Annotated in this window: 11 protein-coding genes and 1 pseudogene; 8 read left to right on the forward strand and 4 right to left on the reverse strand. The window is 73.2% G+C overall.

Translation table 11 applies throughout. The features are described 5' to 3' along the window. The first annotated feature begins 4 nt into the window (after nt 1-4). Nucleotides 5-2,278 (forward strand): MMPL family transporter, encoded by a 2,274-nt coding sequence (locus U8525_RS30040; RefSeq protein ID WP_374270135.1) that lies wholly within the window; start codon nt 5-7, stop codon nt 2,276-2,278. Nucleotides 2,279-2,352: 74 nt separating this feature from the next. Beyond that, nucleotides 2,353-3,225: pseudogene (locus U8525_RS30045) on the forward strand (glycosyltransferase family 2 protein); the annotation flags it as partial. Nucleotides 3,226-3,323: 98 nt separating this feature from the next. On the opposite strand, the gene U8525_RS30050 reads toward U8525_RS30045, so the two are convergent. Next, a complete protein-coding gene (locus U8525_RS30050; protein WP_374270136.1) occupies nt 3,324-4,823 on the reverse strand; it encodes an FAD-dependent monooxygenase in 1,500 nt (499 codons plus the stop codon). 86 nt (nt 4,824-4,909) lie between these two features. Between U8525_RS30050 and U8525_RS30055 the strand changes: the two genes are divergently transcribed. Then, entirely contained in the window at nt 4,910-5,956 is a 1,047-nt protein-coding gene (locus U8525_RS30055; RefSeq protein ID WP_374270137.1) for a phytoene/squalene synthase family protein, read from the forward strand. After that, a complete protein-coding gene (locus U8525_RS30060) occupies nt 5,956-7,887 on the forward strand; it encodes a 2,3-oxidosqualene cyclase (RefSeq protein WP_374270138.1) in 1,932 nt (643 codons plus the stop codon). Before U8525_RS30055 ends, U8525_RS30060 begins: the two co-directional genes overlap by 1 nt. Here the strand turns inward: U8525_RS30060 and U8525_RS30065 are convergent. Then, nucleotides 7,868-8,374 carry a DUF1993 family protein gene (locus U8525_RS30065; protein ID WP_374270139.1) on the reverse strand — a complete coding sequence of 169 codons (507 nt, stop codon included), beginning with the start codon at nt 8,372-8,374 and terminating at the stop codon, nt 7,868-7,870. The genes U8525_RS30060 and U8525_RS30065 overlap by 20 nt on opposite strands. A gap of 31 nt (nt 8,375-8,405) precedes the next feature. On the opposite strand from U8525_RS30065, the gene U8525_RS30070 reads away from it, so the two are divergent. Next, nucleotides 8,406-8,804 (forward strand): hypothetical protein, encoded by a 399-nt coding sequence (locus U8525_RS30070; RefSeq protein ID WP_374270140.1) that lies wholly within the window; start codon nt 8,406-8,408, stop codon nt 8,802-8,804. 12 nt (nt 8,805-8,816) lie between these two features. On the opposite strand, the gene U8525_RS30075 is transcribed toward U8525_RS30070, so the two are convergent. Beyond that, nucleotides 8,817-10,241, reverse strand: a complete 1,425-nt coding sequence (locus U8525_RS30075; RefSeq protein WP_374270141.1) for an RtcB family protein — start codon at nt 10,239-10,241, stop codon at nt 8,817-8,819. Between the two features lie 215 nt (nt 10,242-10,456). On the opposite strand from U8525_RS30075, the gene U8525_RS30080 reads away from it, so the two are divergent. Beyond that, nucleotides 10,457-10,885 (forward strand): hypothetical protein, encoded by a 429-nt coding sequence (locus tag U8525_RS30080; protein ID WP_374270142.1) that lies wholly within the window; start codon nt 10,457-10,459, stop codon nt 10,883-10,885. Nucleotides 10,886-10,894: 9 nt separating this feature from the next. Here the strand turns inward: U8525_RS30080 and U8525_RS30085 are convergent, their stop codons facing one another. After that, nucleotides 10,895-11,467, reverse strand: a complete 573-nt coding sequence (locus U8525_RS30085) for a class I SAM-dependent methyltransferase (protein WP_374270143.1) — start codon at nt 11,465-11,467, stop codon at nt 10,895-10,897. Nucleotides 11,468-11,531: 64 nt separating this feature from the next. On the opposite strand from U8525_RS30085, the gene U8525_RS30090 reads away from it, so the two are divergent. Next, a complete protein-coding gene (locus U8525_RS30090) occupies nt 11,532-11,990 on the forward strand; it encodes a MarR family winged helix-turn-helix transcriptional regulator (protein WP_374270144.1) in 459 nt (152 codons plus the stop codon). A 155-nt stretch (nt 11,991-12,145) separates the two neighbouring features. Beyond that, on the forward strand, nt 12,146-13,996 hold the full coding sequence (locus U8525_RS30095; protein WP_374270145.1) for a bifunctional UDP-sugar hydrolase/5'-nucleotidase: 1,851 nt from the start codon (nt 12,146-12,148) through the stop codon (nt 13,994-13,996). Nucleotides 13,997-14,061: the final 65 nt, after the last annotated feature.

The raw sequence follows: 14,061 nt of genomic DNA on the forward strand, positions 1-14,061 counted from the left end.
TGGCATGGCGGGGCGGAGTGACGACTCACCGGTGGGGGGCGGACCGTCCTGGTTCGCCCGCCTGGCGGTGGGCGTGTTCCGGCACCGGAGCTGGGTGTTGGTGGGCACGCTGCTGCTGCTCGGCGCGGCGGTCTGGGCGCTGCTCCGGGGCGGGCACCTCACCACCGGGACCATCGAGGGCATCGAGTCCGCGCGGGCGGAGGCGCTCGCGCGGGGCGCCGCCGCGGGGTCGAACGACCAGACCCTCGCGGTCATCTTCCATCACGACGCCTGGACCTCGGACGACCCGCGCTTCACCCAGGCGCTGACGTCCGTGCTGGCGCGCGTGGGGCGGCTGCCGGAGGTCGCGTCGGTGGTGTCGCCCGTCGGGGCACCCGAGGCCCTCCGGGCCCGCTTCGTGGCGCGCACGGGCCACGACGTGCTGGCGCTGGTGCGGCTCAAGGGCGGCGAGCGCGAGGCCACCGCCGCGTTCCCCGCCGTGCGCGCGGCGCTCAGCGACCCGCACCTCCGGACGACGCTCACCGGCAAGGTGGCCTTCCTGGCCGCGCTCAACGAGCTGCTGGAGCACGACCTGCTGCGCGCGGAGCTGCTGTCCTTCCCGCTGGCGCTGCTGGTCCTGCTGTGGGTGTTCCGGACGGTGGTGGCGGCCATGCTGCCCCTGGTGGTGGGCGGGCTGGCGGTGCTCTGCGGCGTGGCGGGCGTGCTGCTCCTGTCGCGCGTCACGAACATGGCCCAGTACACGCTCAATGTCGTCTCGCTCATCGGGCTGGGCGTGGCCATCGACTACTCGCTCTTCATCGTGAGCCGCTTCCGCTCCGAGCTCGCCAGTGGCTCCAGCACGGAGGCGGCCCTGGCGCGCACGCTGGACACCGCCGGCCGGGCGGTGGCGTTCTCGGGGCTGGCCGTCACGGTGGGGCTGGGCGGCCTGCTCTTCTTCCGGGGCTCGTACCTGAGCGCCATGGGCCTGGGCGGCGCGCTGGTGGTGGCCTTCGCCGTCCTCTTCGCGCTCACCGTGCTGCCCGCGCTCCTGGCCTGGCTGGGCCCCCGGGTGGACTGGGGGCGGCTGCCCTTCACGCGCACGGCGGGGCGCGGCGGCGGCTGGCATGCGCTGGCCACGTGGGTGATGCGGCATCCCTGGTGGGTGCTGCTGCCGACGCTGACGCTCCTGCTGGCCATGGGGCTGCCGTTCCGCCGCCTGCAACTGGCGGCCACGGACATCACCGCCCTGCCCGAGCACACCGAGGCCCGCCAGGGCGCGGAGACCCTGGCCCGCCTGTTCCCGCGCGAGGCCGCCACCCGCGTGCTGGTGGCGGTGGAGTTCCCCGGGGGGAGCCCCCTCGCCCCGGAGCGCGCGGGCGCCCTCTACGACGCCAGCCGCCGGGTGGCCGCCATGCCCGGCGTGGTCGGCGTGGAGAGCGCGGTGGACGTGGTCCCCGGCGTGGACCGCGCGACCGCCCTGCGGATGGCCGCCTCGCCGCCCGGGCTCCTTCCACCGGAGGTCCAGGCCGCGCGGGCCGCGTATGTCACCGGCAACGTGGCGGTGATGCAGGTGCTGACCTCCGCGCCCCCCAGCAGCCTGGAGGCGCGGAACCTGGTGCGCGCGCTGCGCGAGGACCGCGGCGTGGGCGACGGCCGGTGGCTCGTGGGCGGGCAGACCGCGGCGGACGTGGACGCGGCGGCCTTCGTGAAGCGCCACACGCCCGCGGCGGTGGGGTTCGTGATGGGGATGACGTGCCTGGTGCTCTTCGCGCTCCTGCGCTCCGTGCTGCTGCCCTTGAAGGCGCTCCTGATGAACCTGCTGTCGCTGGCGGGGTCGTTCGGAGCCCTGGTGTGGATCTTCCAGGAGGGGCACCTGCACCGGCTGCTGCGCTTCGAGCCCGGGCCCATCGAGCCGTCGCTGCCCATCCTGCTGTTCTGCGCGCTGTTCGGCCTGTCCATGGACTACGAGGTCCTGCTGCTGAGCCGCATCCGCGAGGAGTGGCTGCGCACGGGCGACAACACCCGCGCCGTGGCCGAGGGGCTGGAGCGGACCGGCGGCCTCATCACCAGCGCGGCGGCCATCATGGTCGCGGTGTTCGCGGCCTTCACGCTGGCGTCGGTGGTGGTGGTGAAGGCGATGGGGCTGGGCATGGCCATCGCGGTCGCGCTGGACGCGACGCTGGTCCGGGTGCTCATCGTCCCCGCGATGATGCGGCTGATGGGGGACCTGAACTGGTGGGGGCCCGGCCACTGGAGGCGCTCGCGGGCGCGGGCCCCTGGGACGGAGGTGCGGCCATGAGCGCGCAAGACCTCGGGTGGGCGGCGGCGGGAGCGGTGGCGCTGGGCGTGCTCGCGCGGGGACACCGGCAACTGATGGCCGGCCTGCGGCGACGTGTGGCGCCGCCCGCGAGTCGCTTCGAGCCCCCTTCCGTGACGGTCATCCGGCCCATCCGCGGCCTGGACGTGGAGGCGCGGGAGAACGTGCGCGCGCTCCTGGATCTGGACTATCCCGGTGAGTGGGAGGTGCTCTTCGTCTTCGACAGCGAGGACGACCCGGCGTTCCTCCCCACCCGCGACGAGGTGTCCGCGAGGCCGACGCGCGCGCGGCGGGTGGAGCTGGTGGTCGCGGGCGAGCCCCCCGCGGGGATGACCGGCAAGCTCAACGCGATGCAGGTGGGCGTGGCCCGCTCCCGGTGCGAGCTGCTGGCCTTCAGCGACTCGGACACGCGCCCCCCGCCCGGAGGGCTCACGGCGCTGGTGGGCGCGCTGCTGGAGGATGAGCGGACGGGCGCCACGTTCGCGCCCATCTACGCGGCGGCGGACGCGCCCCTGGCGGGCGACGTGGGCTACGGGCTGCTGGTGAACGCGTGGTACGGCGCGTCGGTCGCGTGCAACGCGGCGCCGGACGGCGCGCTGCCCTTCATCATGGGGCAGCTGATGGTCTTCCGCCGGGAGGCGCTCGCGGCCGTCGGGGGCGTGGGCTGCGCCGCCGGGCAGTTCGTGGACGACATGTACCTGGGCCGCCGGCTGCACGAGGCCGGCTGGAAGAACCGCGTCGTCCACGCGCCCCTGCGCGTCGTCACCGGACACCTGGGGCTGGGCCCCTTCCTGCGCGTCTTCCGGCGGTGGATCCTCTTCGCGGAGGCGGGCATCCCCGGCGGCTTCGCGCGGCCCCACTGGGTGCGTGGAGCGGTGAGCTGGCTGTCGTGGGCGGGCCTGACGCTGGCGGTGGCGAGGCGGAAATGGAGCCTGGCGCTCGTGTCGGCGCTGCCCATCGGGTTCTCCGTCTGGAGCCAGCTGCGCTTGCAGCGGGCCTGCCACGGGCCGGACATCGCGCCCCGGCACTACTGGGTGCCGGCGGTCCTTCCCCTGCTGGGCGCCGGGGTGGCGCTGTCCGCGAAGCTGTCGCGCGAGGTGGTCTGGCGCGGCCGGGGATACCGGCTGGACGCGAAGGCGCGCCTGGGGGAGACCCAGCCGGCCCGGGCCAGCGAGTAGACGGGGCGGCGGACGCGATGATGCAGCCAGCTCTCCACCTGCTCCACCGCGCTCGCCACGGTGCCACGCAAGGGCGGCCCGGCCGAGCGCAGCAGCGGCACGGCGGACCGCAGGCTGCCGCCGGGGCCCTGGGGCGCGAGCATCGCGGCGAAGGCGTGGACGACGACGCGCAGGTACTCGCGGGCCATCACCCGCATGCGGGGCTCCTCGGAGGAGAGCAGGGCCATGGAGGCGCGCGCGCCGCGGGGGCTGTGCTGCCAGTAGTGCAGCAGGCCCATGCGCAGCGCCCGCATGCCGTCGTCCTGCCCCGCGAAGGCGCTGTAGAGCGCGGAGGCGAGCGCGACGCGGGTGCGCTGCGCCGGCCGCCGCGCGTGCGCGTAGTGCTCCAGCGCGCGGGCGACGTCGTCCGGGTGGCGGTGCAGCGACTCCTGGAGCGCGCGGGCGTCGTGGAAGCACGACGCCATGCCGCTCGCCGTGAGCGGGTGGCAGCACGCGGCGGCGTCGCCCACCAGCACGGCGCTGCCCATCCACACGGTCTCCGCCAGCCAGTCGTCGTTGGAGGCCATGCGCACCGCGGCCCGCTGCTCCAGCGCCCGCCAGACGGCCTCCCTCAGCCGGGGGGGCAGGGCGAGCAGCAGGTCCGGCTGGTCCCGCACCGTCTGGACGGTGCTGCCCAGGGGCAGGTCCACCATCACGCGCGCCACGCCGGGCTGGATGGCGTACGCCAGCGCGTGCACGGCGCCGCCCACGAACTGGTGGCCATGGTCCGGATGGGTGAGGCAGGCGCTGTCCACGGTCACCCCCAGCATGGTGGAGAGGCGCCGGTGGTGCTCGGCGATGCCCAGCATCCGCCGCACCGGCGACGCGCGCCCGTCCGCGGCCACGAGCAGCCGCGCGTGCACGGTGTGCTCGGCGCCCGCGTGCGAGTAGCGCAGGCGCACGCCGTTCTCGCAGTTGTGCTCCACGGCCGTCACGCGGGCCCGGGTGCGCACGGTGACGCCGCGCCGCCGCGACACCGACTCCAGGAGGGGCAGGGTGAGGGCCGTGTGTTCGAGCGACAGGCCGGTGACACCGCGACCGTAGGGCAGCACGAGCGTGCGGGCAGGGGCATGGAAGCGCACCGCGAAGCCCCTCACGGGCTGGGCCGCCCAGCCCTCCACGACGCTCCCGAAGCCCAGCGCGCGCAGGTCCCGGATGCCCGCGGGGTGGAGCAGCTCCCCCGCGAGCTGCTTGTGCCGGTCCACGCCCGCGTCCAGCAGCAGGACGTTCCAGCCCAGCTCGGCGAGCGCCGCCGCCACCGCGCAGCCCGCGGGCCCACCCCCGGCGATCACCACCTCGGTGTCCTCCACGTGGCCTCCGCTCGAACCCCAGACTCCATGTCTGGCATTGACGAATTATCCATTCATGCGCGGTGTCGCACGCAGAGGAGGCAGGCATGAAAGAGCAGGCAGCGTCATTCTGTCGCACGCAACTGCCGCGGGTCTCCCGGACCTTCGCGCTCAACATCCCGCTCCTGCCCGGGCCCCTGGACCTGGCGGTGACGGTGGCCTACCTGCTGTGCCGCATCGCGGACACGGTGGAGGACGAGTCCCCCGGGGGAGACCCCTGCGCGTTGCTCGACGAGCTGGGAGCCCTGGTGTCGCTGGAGCCGGGCTGGGAGGCCCGCGCCCGCTCGTTCGCGGGGAGGGCGCGGCTCGCGCTGCGCGACGAGGCGCCCCCGGCGGAGGCGGAGCTGGTCTCCGAGACAGCGGCCGTGCTCGAAGCCCTGGCCTCGCTTCCCTCCTGGGTCCAGCCGCCCATCGCGCGGTGCGTGCGCACGATGACCGGCGGGATGAATCAAATCCAACGCATGCATGGGGCGAGCGGGCAGGTCATGGGGCTGCCCGACCTCCAGGCGACGTTTCTGTATTGCTATTACGTCGCGGGCGTCGTGGGTGAGATGCTGACCGGCCTCTTCATCGCCAGCGCTCCCCGGGTCGCCTGGCGCGAGGAGCTGCTCATGCCACGGGCGCCTGCCTTTGGCCGGGCCCTCCAGCTCACCAACATCCTCAAGGACGTGCGCGAGGACCTGGACCGGGGGAGCTGCTGGCTGCCCAGGGACCGCCTGGCCGCGCACGGCCTCACGCCCGCCACGCTGGCCCTGCCCTCGCGCCGCGCGCGCGCCGTGGCGCTGATGGACGAGCTGGTGGCGGTGGCGCGCCGGGAGCTGGACGTCGCGCTCGAATACTCCCTGGCCCTGCCCGCGGAGGAGGCCGGCCTGCGGCTGTTCTGCCTCTATCCGCTCTTCTTCGCGGTGGCGACGCTGGACGCGGTGGAGGGCAACCCGGACGTGCTCGAGCCCGCGCCGGTGAAGATCCGCCGGGAGACGGTGGCGGCGCTGATGCGGCTCACGCAGGAGCGGGTGGCGTCGGACGAGGCCCTGCGGGAGCTCTACGCCCGCTGCTCACGGGGGCCCGGGGGCGGCGTGGAGGCCTGGACCTGATGCGGCGGGCGCGCGACGTGCTGGCGCGGACGCAGGCGGCGGACGGCTCCTGGAAGGGGGACTACAGCGGCCCGCTCTTCCTGGGCCCGGTCTACGTGGCCGGGCTGTACGTGATGGGCCGCGCGCCGGAGCCGCGCGTCCGGGACGGCATGGTCGCCTTCACGCGCGCCCACCAGAACGCGGATGGAGGCTGGGGGCTGGACGTGGAGTCGCCGAGCCTCGTCTTCACGTCGGTGCTCAACTACGTCGCGCTGCGGCTCCTGGGCGTCGGCGCGGACGACCCGGGCCTCTCTCTCGCGCGGGCGTGGTTCCTTCCCCGGGGCGGCGCGCTCGCCAGCGCATCCTGGGGGAAGTTCGTCCTCGCCCTGCTGGGGCTCTACGACTACGAGGGCCTGGCGCCCGTGCCCCCCGAGCCCTGGCTGCTGCCGCGGGCGCTGCCCTTCCATCCGTCGCGGCTCTGGTGCCACTGCCGCATGGTGTACCTGCCCATGGGCTGGCTCTACGGCCGGAGGGCCCGCGCCCGCGAGGCGCCGCTGCTGGCCGAGCTGCGGCGCGAGCTGTACCCCCAGCCCTACGCGGACGTGGACTGGGGGGCGGCGCGCGGCCGCGTGGCGCGCACGGACGGCTACAGCCCCCACGGACCGGCGCTGCGCGCCGTGCACCGCGTGCTGGGGCTGTACGAGCGCTTCCACTCGAAGCGGCTGCGGGCGCGCGCGCTGGACGAGTCCCTGGCGTTGATCCGCGGCGAGGACGAGGCCACGCACTTCATCTGCATCGGGCCCATCAACAAGGTGCTCGACATGGTGGTGTGGCACGTGGCGCGGCCGGAGGGCCCGGAGGTGCGGGCCCACCTGGAGCGCCTGCCGGACTACCTCCAGCCCACCGCCCAGGGCATCACGGTCAACGGCTACAACTCCTCCCAGCTCTGGGACACCGCCTTCGCCGTGCAGGCGCTGGTGGCCTCTGGAGACACCACCGGAGGAGCCCGGGACGCGCTGGAGCGCGCGGGGCGGTACCTGGAGGCGCAGCAGGTGCTGGAGGATTCACCGGACGCCGCGCGGCACTACCGGCATCCGAGCCGGGGCGGGTGGCCCTTCAGCACGCGCGCGCACGGCTGGCCCATCAGCGATTGCACGGCGGAGGCGCTGAAGGCGTGTCTGTTGTTGGAGCCGCTCGGGCTCAATCGCGTCCCGCGCGAGCGCCTGGCGCAGGCCGTGGCGTTCATCCTGTCCCTCCAGAACCGGGACGGCGGCTGGGCCACCTACGAGCGGCGGCGCGGGCCGCGCTGGCTGGAGCGGTTCAATCCCTCGGACGTCTTCGCGGGCATCATGGTGGACTCCAGCTACGTGGAGTGCACGTCGGCCTGCGTGCAGGCGCTGGTGGCGTGGCGCGGGGCGCATCCGGACGCCCCGGTGGGGCGGGCCATCGCGCGGGGCGCGGACTTCCTGCGCCGCCAGCAGCGCCCGGACGGAGGCTGGGAGGGCTCCTGGGGCGTGTGCTTCAGCTACGGGACGTGGTTCGGCGTCACCGGCCTGGTGGCCTCGGGCGCGGGAGCCTCGGACCCCGCCCTGCGCAGGGCGGTCGCGTTCCTCGAGGCCCACCAGCGCGAGGACGGCTCCTGGAGCGAGACCCTCCAGGCCTGCCGCGAGCGCCGCTGGGTGGAGGGGCGCTCGGGCCACGCGGTGACGACGTCCTGGGCCGTGCTGTCCCTGGTGGCGGCGGGCGAAGCGGACGCGGCCGCCACGCGCCGGGGCGTGGCGTGGCTCCGCGCGCGGCAGGCGGCGGAGGGCGCGTGGCCCCCCGAGCCTCTCGCCGGCGTGTTCAACCGCACCTGCGCCATCCACTACGACGCCTACCTGCGCATCTTCCCGCTGTGGGCGCTGGCGCTCGCGGAGCGGCCCTCCGGCGCGCTCACGGCTTGCGGAGGCTGAGCGCCCCCAGGTAGTCCGCCTTGCCCAGGGTGACGCCGTTGTGACGCAGGAGCGCGTACGCGTGGGTGAGGTGGAAGTAGAAGTTCGGGACGATGTGCTCCAGGAAGTTGTCCGCGCCGCTCATCACCTGGCCCTCCCACCGGGGGTTGGTGATGACGCGGCTGGCCGCGCCCTCGAAGTCCTTCGCGGTGAGCGTGTCCAGGTACTCGATGGTGGACCGGACGCGGGCGCCCAGCTCCTCCAGCGTCTGCTCCGTGTCCGGGTGTGACGGCGCGGCCTTGCCTGTCAGTCTCGAGGCCCCCAGCTTCGCGGCGTCACAGGCGATCTGCACCTGCTTCACGAACGGGAGCTGGTCCGGCGCGAGCCGGAAGCCCAGGTAGAGGTTCGGGTCGAAGGACTTCGCCTTGGCGTGGGCCGCGGCCGTCTCCAGCCACCTGCCCAGCTGCCCCAGCTGCTTCTTCATCTGCGAAAAGGTCTCAAAGTACATGGGCGCGCAAGCTAACGAGGCTGCGCGGGCCTTGCGAGCCGATCGCGAGACGCCCTGCGTCACGCTGAACTCACTGCTTCATGGAAGGGGGCTCCGTGCGGTCCACCCGCGCGTGGAGGCGCGGCCGCCGACCGCCGCCGCGATGGAGGCGCTCGCGGGCCGGTACCACGGCGACGAGGTGGACATGACCTTCAGGGTGCGCGTGGAGGACGGCAAGCCGCGCGTGCGCTGGCAGCGGCAGAAGGGCACCGTGCTCGAAGCCGTCGGCGGGGACCGCTTCGTCAGCGACTCGCTGGGGACGGTCACCTTCACGCGCGCGAGGGCGGGCCGGGTGGACGGGGTGCTCATCAGCACCCCGCGTGCCCGCGGCCTGCGCGCGGAGCGGCCGCCGGCTCCGCGCGCCACGGCCGGGAAGGCGCAGGGCCGTTGAGGCGCCTCCCGCTCACGCCTTGAAGGTCATCAGCGGCCGCAGCCGGGCCACCTCCCGGACGATGTCCGCGTCCACCTGCGAGGCCACCACCGGGCCAATGGGCTTGTAGGCGGCGGGGGCCTCCTCGATGCGGCGCTCGGCCCGGAGCGCGATGCAGTCCACCCCCGCCAGGCCCAGGTCCTCCTCGCGGTGCTTCGCGCCGCCGCGCGACATGGAGAAGCGCGAGTGCGCCCGGCCCGCCCCATGCGACGCCGACGCGAGGGCCTTCGCGTTGCCCAGCCCCCGCATCAGGTAGGACGTGGCGCCCATCGAGCCGGGGATGATGACCGGCTGCTCCACCTCCGCCGGACAGGCCCCCTTGCGCGCCAGCCAGCCGCCCTCCCAGGGCAGGGTGATGTTGTGGGGCACGTCGTAGACGAGCGGCGCCTCCACGTCCCCGAACAGCTCCCGCAGCGTCTGCCGCACCAGCTCCGCGAGCAGCAGCCGGTTGAGGAAGGCGTAGTTGGCCGCCGTGGCCTCCGCCTTCAGGTACTCGCGCACCTTCACCGGGTCCGCGAGCGGGAAGATGCCGCTCGCCGGGTGCGGCGTCCCCTGGGGCCACGCGGCCCGCGCGCGCTCCTGCCACGCGCGCCCCACGTGCTTGCCCAGGTCCCGCGAGCCGGAGTGCACCATGAACGCGAGCTGCCCCTCCCGCACGCCCCAGGCCCACGCCCGCGCGCGGTCCACCACGGCCTCCACCCGCTGCACCTCCACGAAGTGGTTGCCGCCGCCAATGGTGGCCAGGCCGGGGTCGCGCACCACGCCCTCCCGCCTCAGCCCGGTGGGCGCCCAGGCCGGGTCGCCCTCCAGCGCCCCGCCCAGGTGGACGCGGTCGGACTCGCGGTGGAGCTGAGCCAGATCCGCCCGGGCCGCCATGCCCAGGGGCTGGCCTCGCGCCTCCTGGAGCCAGCCGGGCAGCCCGTCCCGCAGGAGCGCCTCCAGCGCCCGCGAGCCCTGGGCGACGTCCCGCGTGCCGAAGAAGTAATGCCCCTTCATCCGCTCGACGAAGGCGTCGCGCCGGGCGAGGAAGGCCTCCACGGGGACGTCCGCGACGTGCAGGCGCATGCCGCAGTTGATGTCCGTGCCCACGGCGCCGGGCACCACCAGGCCCTCCGTGTGGACCACCGACCCGATGGCCACCCCGGAGTCACCCGGGTGGAAGTCCGGCGTCGCGCGCACCTGCTTCACGCGGCCGCCGTCGGGGTGATGGAGCGCGGCGAGCGCCGCGAGCTGCTGGAGCGCCTTGCCCTCCACCGGCAGCTCTGGCGGAAGGAGGACCTCGGCGGGGGGGGCGTGGGGATCCGCCTGGAGGCGGACCGTGTAGACACGACCGTCGTAAGCGACGTCGAGCCCCTCGCGGGCAAGCGCCCGCAGGAGCCGGTTCAGTTTCGGCTGCATGACCTTCTCGGAATCTGACCCGGGCGGACCTCGGCCCGGGGGACGTGAGCGATGGGATTCGAGACCTCGGGTCAGCAGCCGCGGTCGGGACGCACGGAGCGTCCGCGCCCCCTGGGACGGCCGGACAGTCTCGTCCTGACAGGGCTCGCGAAAAGGCACGCTCCATCCGAGGATGGGCCCATGCATCTGTCGAAGCGGTGGAATGGAGCGGTGTCATGACGGTGGCGGTCCTTCGGGCCCAGGCCCCGGAGTTCGATGTGGCGTCCGTCCTGGACCGCTTCCCGGAGTGCCACCCCGACACCGTCTGGCTCCAGGGGGAGCAGCGGCGCCAGGGGAAGCACTCGACGTCCGGCTTCAACCTCACCCTGGTGGAGGACGGGGAGGGCACGCTGCACGGGCCCGTCGCCGCCGCCCGCCGGCAACTGGAGGTGCTGGCCCCCCTGCTCGCGGAGCTGCGCCAGCTGGCGGTGCCCTGCGTCGTGGACTTCGGGCTGTTCGTAGGGACCGCCCGGCACTTCGCCAGCTCCATCCACTTCCCACCCGACGACGTCCGGTGGTTCGCGGACCAGGGCATCGCCCTGGCCGTCTCCGCCTATCCGACCGCCGAAGAGGAGCCGGAGGACTCCTCGGCCAGCTTCCAGTGAGGCGCGGCCTCAGCCCGCGGAGCGGACCAGCCAGTACCAGTGCGACGCGACCAGGCGGCGCCGGCTCTTGCGCGCCGTCACCAGCGCGAAGCCGGGGCGGAAGACCTCCCGCACCGCCTCGGGGGTGAGCCGGAGGTCGCTCGGCGCGGAGTCCAGCGCCCAGATGAGGTGGATGCCGCCCGGCTTGAGCAGCCGGGACACCTCCGCCACGTAGGCCCGCTGGCCCTCCGCGCCGAGGCAGTGGAAGCACCCGACGTCGAAGGACGCGTCGTAGGGCCCCCGGAGCGCCTCCAGGCGGGTGACATCCCCCACCAGGAACTCGGGCCGCGGGCGGTCCCGGGCGGCCTGCTCCCGGGCCTTCGCGATGGCGACCGGCGAGAAGTCGACCCCGGTCACCCGCATGCCCTGCGCTGCCAGATGCCGGGAGAACCGCCCCACGCCACACCCCAGCTCCAGCACGCTCCGGGGACCTCCCTGCCGGGCCAGCGCCTGGACCTCCTCGGGAATGCGGACGTCCCCCCACAAGGTGAAGGGAGCCCGGTAGGCGCGGTCGAAGTCAGCGCTCGTCGCGGGTGCGGACATGGGGCCTCCAGCTTTCTTCCGACGCGGGTCGCAATCGGATGAGAGCCAAAGTAAATAGCATGCGATGAATGTCAAGAAGGCCCCCCCGTGGGACCCGCAGGCCGTACCGACCTTCTGGATCAACCATGCGTCCCGGCTGCTGATGCGCCACTTCGAGCAGCGGCTGCGGCCGCTCGAGTTCGGGATGGCCTACCTGCCGGTGGTCATCGCGCTGGAGGAGCATGGGCCGCTGCTACAGAAGCAGCTCGCGCGGTACGCCCACGTCGAGCAGCCCACGATGGCCGCGCTCCTCACGCGCATGGAGCGCGACGGGCTCATCGAGCGCGCGCCGCACCCGGACGACAAGCGCGCCAGCCAGATCTCCCTCTCGGCGAAGGCCCGCAAGCGCCTGCCGGAGGCGAAGGCCCGGCTGGGAGAGGTCGCGGAGCAGGCGCTGGCGGGCCTCAGCGAGCGCGAGCGCGCCACGTTCATGGCGCTCCTGCGCCGCGTGGTGACCAACCTCGACCCCTCGGACGGGGAATGAGCAATCACTTCCTCGAAAACCAAGACGGGGCCCGCATCGTCACTTGAGAATCTCGCGGACTGGGTGAATCCAGACAGCAGGATGTCAGATTGGCCCTGTAGGGTGCGTGCCCCTCCGGAAGATTCCCTTCCGGCATGACTCAAGGTCGAGGCCACTTGAACCGCTCCTCCTTCCTGATGCGCGCGCTGCGCGCCGGCACGTTCTGTCTCCTGGGCGCCAGCTCGCTGGTGACCGCCTGTGACTCCAACGATGATCCGCCCACCGACCCGCCGCCGGTGGACACCTCTCCGCGCACGCTGACGCTGCTGCAGACGAGCGACCTGCACACCAACATCTTCCCGTGGGACTACTTCAGCGGGAAGCCGGACGCGAAGCGCGGCCTGGCCAAGGTGGCCACGCTCATCAAGCAGGAGCGGGAGAAGAACCCGGACTGCACGCTGCTCGTGGACACGGGTGACACCATCCAGGGCTCGCCGCTCGGCACCTACTACGCCCTGGTGGACAACGCGCCCAAGCACCCCATGGCCACCGCCATGAACGAGCTGGGCTACGTCGCCATGGCGCTGGGCAACCACGAGTTCAACTATGGCCCGGACGTCCTCGACAAGTTCAAGGGGGAGGCGAACTTCCCCATCCTCGGCGCCAACGTGCGCAAGAGCGCGGACGGCTCCGAGGCCTTCACCCCGTATGTGCTGACCACGGTCTGCGACGTGAAGGTCGGCATCCTCGGCCTGGTGACGCCGGGCGTGGCGACGTGGGAGCGCAAGGACAACATCGCCGGGCTGCGCTTCGATGATCCGCTGGAGACCGCGAAGGTCTACGTGCCGAAGCTGAAGCAGGCCGGCGCGGACGTGGTGGTGGTGGCCATCCACAGCGGCCCGGACAAGCAGCCGACGGGCAGCGCGAGCAGCCCCGAGTCCTGGCTCGCGGACTACGCGGATGACTCGAAGTGGACCGACCGGGGCAACCTCCCCGGTGAGAACGAGGCCGTGCAGATCGCCCAGCAGGTGGCGGACGTGGACGTGCTCCTCACCGGCCACACGCACCAGCCCATCCCGAAGATGCTGCTGAAGCAGCAGGACGGCCGCGAGGTCCTCCTCACGCAGCCCAACCGCTGGGGCAGCCACCTGGCGGACGTGCAGCTCAAGGTCACCTGGAACGGCGAGCGCTGGGGCGTGGACGCGCATGACTCGTCGCTCCACGCGGTGGACGAGACGGTGGCGGAGGATGCCACCGTCAAGCAGCTCACGCAGACCTACCACGACACCACGGTGGGCTACGTGAACCAGAAGATTGGCAGCACCACCGCGGCCTTCACGGGCGGCTTCGCCGGGCGCTACGTGGACAGCCCGCTGGCGGACCTGCTCAACACCGTGCAGGAGGAGGCCGCGGCGGAGGCCGGCTATCCCGTGGACCTGTCCGCGACCGCCCTGTTCTCCAATGACGTGGCGCTGCCGGCGGGGGACGTCACCCTGCGTGACGCCTACAGCGTCTACATCTACGACAACACGCTGTACGTGATGGAGATCAACGGCTCCATCCTCCGGCGCGCGCTGGAGATGAACACGCTGTACTTCAAGCAGCTGGACGCGGCGAACCTGCCCGCGAAGCCCGAGGACGCGAAGGCCACCACGCCCGTCGTCGCGGACTACAACTGGGACCTCTACTCGCGCATCGAGTACGGCTACGACCTGACGAAGCCCGCGGGCTCCCGGCTCACGCACCTGCGCTTCCAGGGCCAGGAGGTGCAGGACGACCAGGTCTTCCGCATCGCCGTCAACAACTACCGCGGCGGTGGCGGAGGCGGGTTCAGCATGTTCAAGGAGGGCCGCATGCTGTGGTCCTCCGCGGACGGGGTGCGTGACTACGTCGCGCGCTACCTGCAGGAGCACCAGAACCTGTCGCCGGACGTGATGAACACCTGCAACTTCACGCTCTCGCCCGACCTCTACACGCCGTACTTCCAGGCCACGCTCGGCCCCGCGAAGTGCGCGCCCGGGCAGTGAGGTAGGAGGCCCGGGACGCCCGGAGGATGGCCCCCTTCCCCAGGGGGCTCGTCCCCCGGGCCCTT

Origin of the sequence: Corallococcus sp. RDP092CA, assembly GCF_041903675.1 — a bacterium.
GTDB lineage: Bacteria > Myxococcota > Myxococcia > Myxococcales > Myxococcaceae > Corallococcus.

Coding starts and splice junctions, on each gene's coding strand:
- U8525_RS30040 (WP_374270135.1), top strand. CDS start 5: ATGGCGGGGCGGAGTGACGACTCACCGGTGGGGGGCGGACCGTCCTGG.
- U8525_RS30055 (WP_374270137.1), top strand. CDS start 4,910: ATGAAAGAGCAGGCAGCGTCATTCTGTCGCACGCAACTGCCGCGGGTC.
- U8525_RS30060 (WP_374270138.1), top strand. CDS start 5,956: ATGCGGCGGGCGCGCGACGTGCTGGCGCGGACGCAGGCGGCGGACGGC.
- U8525_RS30065 (WP_374270139.1), bottom strand. CDS start 8,374: ATGTACTTTGAGACCTTTTCGCAGATGAAGAAGCAGCTGGGGCAGCTG.
- U8525_RS30075 (WP_374270141.1), bottom strand. CDS start 10,241: ATGCAGCCGAAACTGAACCGGCTCCTGCGGGCGCTTGCCCGCGAGGGG.
- U8525_RS30080 (WP_374270142.1), top strand. CDS start 10,457: ATGACGGTGGCGGTCCTTCGGGCCCAGGCCCCGGAGTTCGATGTGGCG.
- U8525_RS30085 (WP_374270143.1), bottom strand. CDS start 11,467: ATGTCCGCACCCGCGACGAGCGCTGACTTCGACCGCGCCTACCGGGCT.
- U8525_RS30090 (WP_374270144.1), top strand. CDS start 11,532: ATGAATGTCAAGAAGGCCCCCCCGTGGGACCCGCAGGCCGTACCGACC.